Genomic DNA, 5854 nt, shown 5'->3' with positions numbered 1-5854 from the left:
CCCCCACGAACCCGCTAGATCTCCATCTCGTCGATCAGCACCGCCAGCGCCGCGCCATGCATGTCGCGGTCGTCGCGGCTGCCCTGCACCACGGGACGCGGGATCGACAGCTTCACCACCCGCAGATCCTCGATATCGAAGCGTTTCACGAGTTGCAGCGGCGTGCCGGTCAGATCCGCCACGCGCTGAGTTTCGAGTTTTCCCGAAACTTCCGCGAAAGCCTCGGGCGTGCCGCAGAAGATGTCGATGGTGATCCAGAACGGCCCGGCGTTCTTGGACCGCACTTTCAGGACTTTGTCGCCCAGACGCATCAGCCGACCTCCGAAACCGTGAGCCGGAAGGCCGACATCGGGTCCTCCAGCGCCATGACGTGATTGAGCGCGAACTCGTAGAGCGGGCCGCGGTCGGTGGTGGCCGGGGAATAGGGGAAGGCGAAGGTCGGCAGTTCCTCATCCTCGGTCAGCGGGTAATGCAGCACCCACGGATTGATGAGCTTGCCGATCTCGGAGGCGATCTCCTGCGTGGCGGCTGTGACGATGCCCAGAACGCCCACCTCGGCCGGCTGGCCCTGCCGGTTCTCCAGCGCGCCCAGCGCGCCGTTGACGCCGATCATGCGGAATTCCAGCGTGTAATCGGGGGGCGTCAGGCCCATCCGCTCGGTGATCTGGGCGGTGAGGAACGCGTGCAGCTTGTCGGCCCATTCCTGGGCATGCGTCACGTAATGCTGCTGGCGCAGGACGGCCAGGATCGTGGTCTGGTAGCCCGCCGCCCGCGCGCCTTCCAGCTTCACGGTATAGGGGCCGGGCACCCATTTCGAGCCCTCGACCCGCACCCGGCGGGCGTCGAGCGCGGTGTAGCGCGCGCCGCGCACGTCCAGATAGCCGCCCGGCTCATAGAGCTGGAACGGATCCGAATTCTCGTAAAGCATATGGGCCGAGACGGAATGCGGGGTGCAGAGCGCGGTTTCGGCCATCGCCTCGACCGTGAAGCCGGTCTCGTCGAAATCGACCAGGATCACGCCCGAGGTCGGGTTCGTCGAACACAAAGCCCCGCATTCGGCGATCTTGGCGCCGTGCCAGGCACCGCCCGCAGCCTCGCCCCGCGCCAGCGGCAGGGCGGCGATGGTCGCGGTATCGGTCACCCGACCGCAGAGGATGATGTCGGCGCCGGTGGCGATGGCCGCCTGCACCTGCTCGACCCCGCCCAGCGCCACGATATTGGCCATGGCGCGCAGGCCGTCGGCGTCGATCTCGGGCGCGGGCGTCAGGGGGGTGACGCGGCCTTCCTCCAGCGCCTGCACGATTCGGCGGGCGGGCTGCTGGGAATAGAGGCGCGCGACGGTCAGTTTCTGGCCCAGTTCGGCGGCCAGCTCGGCGGTGATGGCATACATCCAGTCGACCGTGGCATCGGCCCCGCAGGTGCCCGAAGTGCCGATCACCAGCGGCACGCCGGCTTCGGCCCGGGCCTGCATCAGGTGGCGCCATTCGGCCTTGGTCGCGGCGCGCGAGTATTTCGACTGCCCCGCCCCCAGCGACCAGGGGCCGCTGTCGGTAGAGCCGCCGTCGATGGCGATGATGTCTGGTTTCATGGCAACGCCGCGCGACAGAGCCGCGCGGTCGAAGCCTAGTCCCAGCACGCCCGAAGGCACCAGAACGCGTGTGGTCATGTCAGTCCTCGTTGGCCTCCGGCAGGGAGGGCCGTTTCAGGAAGCGCCGCAGGAACAGCGGCGCCATGAAGCCGATGATCGCCGCAACCCAGAGCCCGATGGAGACGCCGGACGAGAAGAGATAGGTCCAGTCGCCATTCGACAGCACCATGGCGCGGCGCAGGTTGTCCTCCATGGCGTTGCCCAGCAGGATGCCCAGGATGATCGGCACGGTCGGGATATCCAGCTTGCGGCAGATGTAACCCAGGACCCCGAAGGCGACCATGAGCTGCATGTCATAGCTGGAGCCGGTCAGCGAATAGATGCCCACGAAGGCCACCATCGTCACGCCCGGCAGCAGGATATGCGAGGGCACGGTCAGCACCTTCACGAAGATCTTCACCATCGGCACGTTCATGATGAGCAGCACGACGTTGGCGATCAGAAGCGAGGCGATGAGGCCCCAGACGACCTCGGGCCGTTCGGTGAACAGCAGCGGGCCGGGGGTGATGTTGAGGGTCAGCAGCAGCGCCAGCAGGACGGCGGTGGTGCCCGACCCCGGCACGCCCAGCGTCAGCATCGGGATCAGCGCGCCACCGGCAGCGGCGTTGTTGCCCGCCTCGGGCGCGGCGACGCCCCGGACCTCGCCCTTGCCGAAATCCTGCGGGTTCCGGGCCACGCCCTTTTCCAGGATATACGCCAGGAACGACCCCAGCGAGGCCCCGGCGCCGGGCAGGATCCCCGCCACGAAGCCCACGCCCGTGCCGCGCAGCATGGCGCCGGTCGAGCGTTTCAGGTCGTTCCACGGGATACGGACCTTGTCCAGCACCACGCCGATGGCCGAATTCTTGCCGTGGCTCTCGATGAAGAAGAACACTTCCGACACCGCGAAGAGGCCGACGATGGCAACCAGGAAGTCGATCCCGTCCATCAGGTGAAGCTCGCCGAAGGTGAAGCGCGGCATGCCGGTGGTCTTGTCCAGGCCGATCATGGCGATGCCCAGACCGATCAGCGCCGCCAGCGCCGATTTCGCCTGGTTGTTCGACCCCACGCCGCCCAGCGTGCAGAAGGCCAGCAGATAGAGGGCGAAATACTCGGCCGGACCGAATTGATAGGCCACGCGGCTCAGCATCGGCGCCAGCAGCATCAGGCCGACGGTGGCCAGGAAGGCGCCGACGAACGAGGCCACGCCGGACACCACCAGCGCGTCGCCCGCCCGGCCCTGCCGGGCCATCGGGTAGCCATCCAGCGTGGTCATCATCGCCGGTTCATCGCCGGGAATGTTCAGCAGGATGGAGCTGATCCGCCCGCCATACATCGCGCCGTAATAGACCGAGGTCAGCAGGACCAGCGCCGAGATGGCATCGAGCCCCATCGAGAACGAGATCGGGATCAGCAGCGCCACGCCGTTCGACGGGCCAAGCCCCGGCAGGGCGCCGACGATGGTGCCGATGAAGCAGCCGATCACCGCCAGCATCAGCGTCCAGGGCGAGAGCGCGACGCCAAAGCCCATCGCCAGGTTAGACAGGATATCCATGGTTTTCCCCCAGGGTGCGCCGGTTCAGGCGACCCGTGTCACGACGCGCTCAGAACCAGTGGCGCGGAAATCCTACCAGCCCGAGGCCGAGGATCATCTTGAAGAGAACGAAGAGCCCGACCGACAGCCCGACGCCGGTCAGCAGCGCGCTGACGGGTTTGGGGTTGATCTGGTAGCTCAGCACCCCCGCGGCGACCGCCGTCGGGATGATGAAGCCCAGCGGCCGCACCGCCGAGGCATAGCCGATGAGCACCGCCAGCGCGATGGCCAGCTGCAGGATCGTGCCCAGACCCGGCCAGTCGGCATTGGCATCCGGGCGGATCACCAGCACCAGCGAGCACAGGATCACCGCGCCCCCGATCATGTAGGGGAAGACGCGCGGGCCCACCGGGTCGGAGAGAAAGCTGGTCTGAATGTGGGTGGCGCTGAAGAGATACCCCAGCGCCACCAGCATCATGACCAGACCGAAGATCCGGTCAGCCTTGATCATTGCAGGATCCCGATCTCGCGCGAGATCTCCTGGATTTCGGCGATATTGGCGTTGACGAAGGCCTCGAACTCGTCACCCACCAGCGTGTAGGGGGCCAGGCCGTTGTCGTGCATCACCTGCTGCCACTGCTCGCTGTCGGCGACCTGCTGCAGGCGCGCGGTCCAGGCCTCGAACTGCTCGTCGGTGATGTCATGGGGCACGTAGAGGCCGCGCCAGTTCATCGCCACGAGGTCGATGCCCTGCTCACGCGCGGTGGGGATGTCGTAGCCGTCGATCCGCTCGGGCGAGAGAACCGCCAGCGCGCGCACTTCGCCCGACGAGATGAAGCCGCCGATTTCCGAGATGTCGCCGGTCATCGCCTGGGTGAAGCCGCCGACCGTCTGGGTGATCGCATCGGCGCCGCCGTCGAGGCCGATGTAGCGGATCGCGCGGGCATCCTCGAAGCCGGTGCGCGACATCAGCATCAGCACCTTCAGGTGGTCATAGCCGCCCACGGCCGAACCGCCGGCGAAAGCCACCGACGAGGGGTCGGCGGTGACCGCGGCAACCAGGTCGTTCAGCGTCTGATAGGGGCTGTCCGCCGCCACGACGATGACACCCGGGTCGCCGCCGATGGTGCCCAGCCAGCGGACCTGATCCGCGGTCATCCCGGCGAAGGCGTTCTGCGCCAGGCGGGTCGTGGTCGCCGACGAGGCCGCGACGATCAGGTCGCCATCGTCGCCCCGGTCGCTGACCACGGCGGTATAGGCGACGCCGCCACCGGCCCCGGCCATGTTGGTGACCTGCACCGGCGAGGGCACGGCGCCGATCTCGTAGAGGATGCGGCCGATCTGACGGCAGGTGAAGTCCCAGCCGCCGCCGGGGTTGGCGGGGGCGATGCATTCGGTGGCCAGCGCCGGGGTGCCGACGGCCAGCAGAGCGCCCAGCGACAGCGCGGGCAGCGAAAGACGGGTCATGGAGTTCCTCCCAGTTGGTGCCGGGGTGCGGGACGGCGCCGCCGTTACCTCCCCCTTGCGCCGGGCAGGATTCGCTGGGAACCTTGCACAGACCTGTCACGAACTTGTCAGGTCGCAAGAAAAAGAGGCGCCATGCGGTTTCTTCTGATCGAAGACAATGCAGATCTTGCCCGCTCGGTCCGCGAGCGGCTGGAGATGGACGGCCATGCCGTCGATCACGCCGCCTCGCTGTCCGAGGCCGACGACCATCTGGCCGTCGCCCCTTATGACCTGATCCTGCTGGATATCACCCTGCCCGATGGCGACGGCCGCGGCTTCCTGCAGCGCCAGCGCGCGCGCAAGGCCGATACGCCGGTGATCGTGCTGACCGCGCGCTCGGCTGTGTCGGACCGGGTGGATACCCTGGATCTGGGCGCCGACGATTACCTGACCAAACCCTTCGATTTCGCGGAACTGGAGGCCCGCTGCCGCGCCGTGCTGCGGCGGCGGGGCGGCACGGTGACCAATCTGCAAAGCTACGCCGATCTGGTCTTCGATCCGATGGGCGGTTTCGTCTGTGTCGCGGGCGAGAACCGCGACCTTCGGAACCGGGAGCTGCGGCTGCTGGAGGTGCTGCTCTCGGCACCGGGGCGGATTCTGTCCAAGGATCAGCTCTGCGACCGGCTGTTTTCCCTGTCCGAACCCGTCTCCGACAACGCGATCGAGGTCTATATCGCCCGGCTACGCAAGAAGCTGGAGGGCTCGACCGCCCGGATCGAGACGGTGCGCGGCCTCGGCTACCGGCTGACCGGGGGATGAGACCCCGCGCGCCCTCGCTGCGCCGTCGGCTGGTGGTGCAGCTGATCGTGCTTTCGGCCGGGCTGGCGGTGGCGCTTTACGTCGCCGTGCGGCTGGGGGCCGAGCGGGCGTCCGAGGCGACGCTGGACGGCATCCTTGGCGCGGCCACATCGACCATTGCCGAGGAACTGCGCAGCGTCGAGGGCGGGGCCGAGCTGGACCTGTCGCCCGGCACTTTCTCCATGCTGGCGGCGATGGGCGAGGAGCGGATCTTTCACCGCATCGACATCAACGGGCTGCCCGTCACCGGCTACGCCGACCTGCCGCTGCCCCCACAGGCGCCGACCGCGCTGCAGCCCGTGTTCTACGATGCCGAATACCGCGACGCCGACCTCAGGCTGGTGGCCGTCGCCCGCAGCCTGATGATCGAGAACCGCGCGGCGCCGGTG

At 67.7% G+C, this 5854-nt stretch carries 7 protein-coding genes; 2 read left to right on the top strand and 5 right to left on the bottom strand.

Going from position 1 to position 5854, the window contains the following annotated elements:
* Positions 1–14 precede the first annotated feature (14 nt).
* From VDQ18_RS22455 to VDQ18_RS22435, 5 genes are read right to left on the bottom strand one after another with little or no spacing between them, the layout of a single operon-like run.
* A complete protein-coding gene (locus VDQ18_RS22455; RefSeq protein ID WP_323023087.1) occupies positions 15–311 on the bottom strand; it encodes a DUF4387 family protein in 297 nt (98 codons plus the stop codon).
* Entirely contained in the window at positions 311–1666 is a 1356-nt protein-coding gene (locus VDQ18_RS22450; protein WP_323023086.1) for an acyclic terpene utilization AtuA family protein, read from the bottom strand. The genes VDQ18_RS22455 and VDQ18_RS22450 overlap by 1 nt, the downstream gene beginning before the upstream one ends.
* A gap of 1 nt (position 1667) precedes the next feature.
* Positions 1668–3182, bottom strand: coding sequence for a tripartite tricarboxylate transporter permease (locus tag VDQ18_RS22445; protein ID WP_323023085.1), 1515 nt, complete (start codon positions 3180–3182; stop codon positions 1668–1670).
* 49 nt (positions 3183–3231) lie between these two features.
* The gene (locus VDQ18_RS22440; RefSeq protein ID WP_323023084.1) at positions 3232–3672 is read right to left on the bottom strand and encodes a tripartite tricarboxylate transporter TctB family protein; all 441 of its coding nucleotides are present in this window, start codon (positions 3670–3672) and stop codon (positions 3232–3234) included.
* A complete protein-coding gene (locus VDQ18_RS22435; protein ID WP_323023083.1) occupies positions 3669–4628 on the bottom strand; it encodes a Bug family tripartite tricarboxylate transporter substrate binding protein in 960 nt (319 codons plus the stop codon). The genes VDQ18_RS22440 and VDQ18_RS22435 overlap by 4 nt, the downstream gene beginning before the upstream one ends.
* Positions 4629–4760: 132 nt before the next feature.
* On the opposite strand from VDQ18_RS22435, the gene VDQ18_RS22430 reads away from it, so the two are divergent.
* Together VDQ18_RS22430 and VDQ18_RS22425 are read left to right on the top strand one after the other, a co-directional pair.
* Positions 4761–5426: a response regulator transcription factor gene (locus VDQ18_RS22430; protein WP_323023082.1), complete on the top strand. Its 666-nt coding sequence runs from the start codon at positions 4761–4763 to the stop codon at positions 5424–5426.
* The coding region (locus VDQ18_RS22425) for a sensor histidine kinase N-terminal domain-containing protein (protein ID WP_323023081.1) at positions 5423–5854 on the top strand (432 nt) is incomplete at its 3' end. The genes VDQ18_RS22430 and VDQ18_RS22425, both read left to right, overlap by 4 nt.

The organism is Pararhodobacter sp. (assembly GCF_034676075.1).
Classification (GTDB): domain Bacteria; phylum Pseudomonadota; class Alphaproteobacteria; order Rhodobacterales; family Rhodobacteraceae; genus Pararhodobacter.
This window is presented reverse-complemented; position numbering and strand designations above follow the sequence as displayed.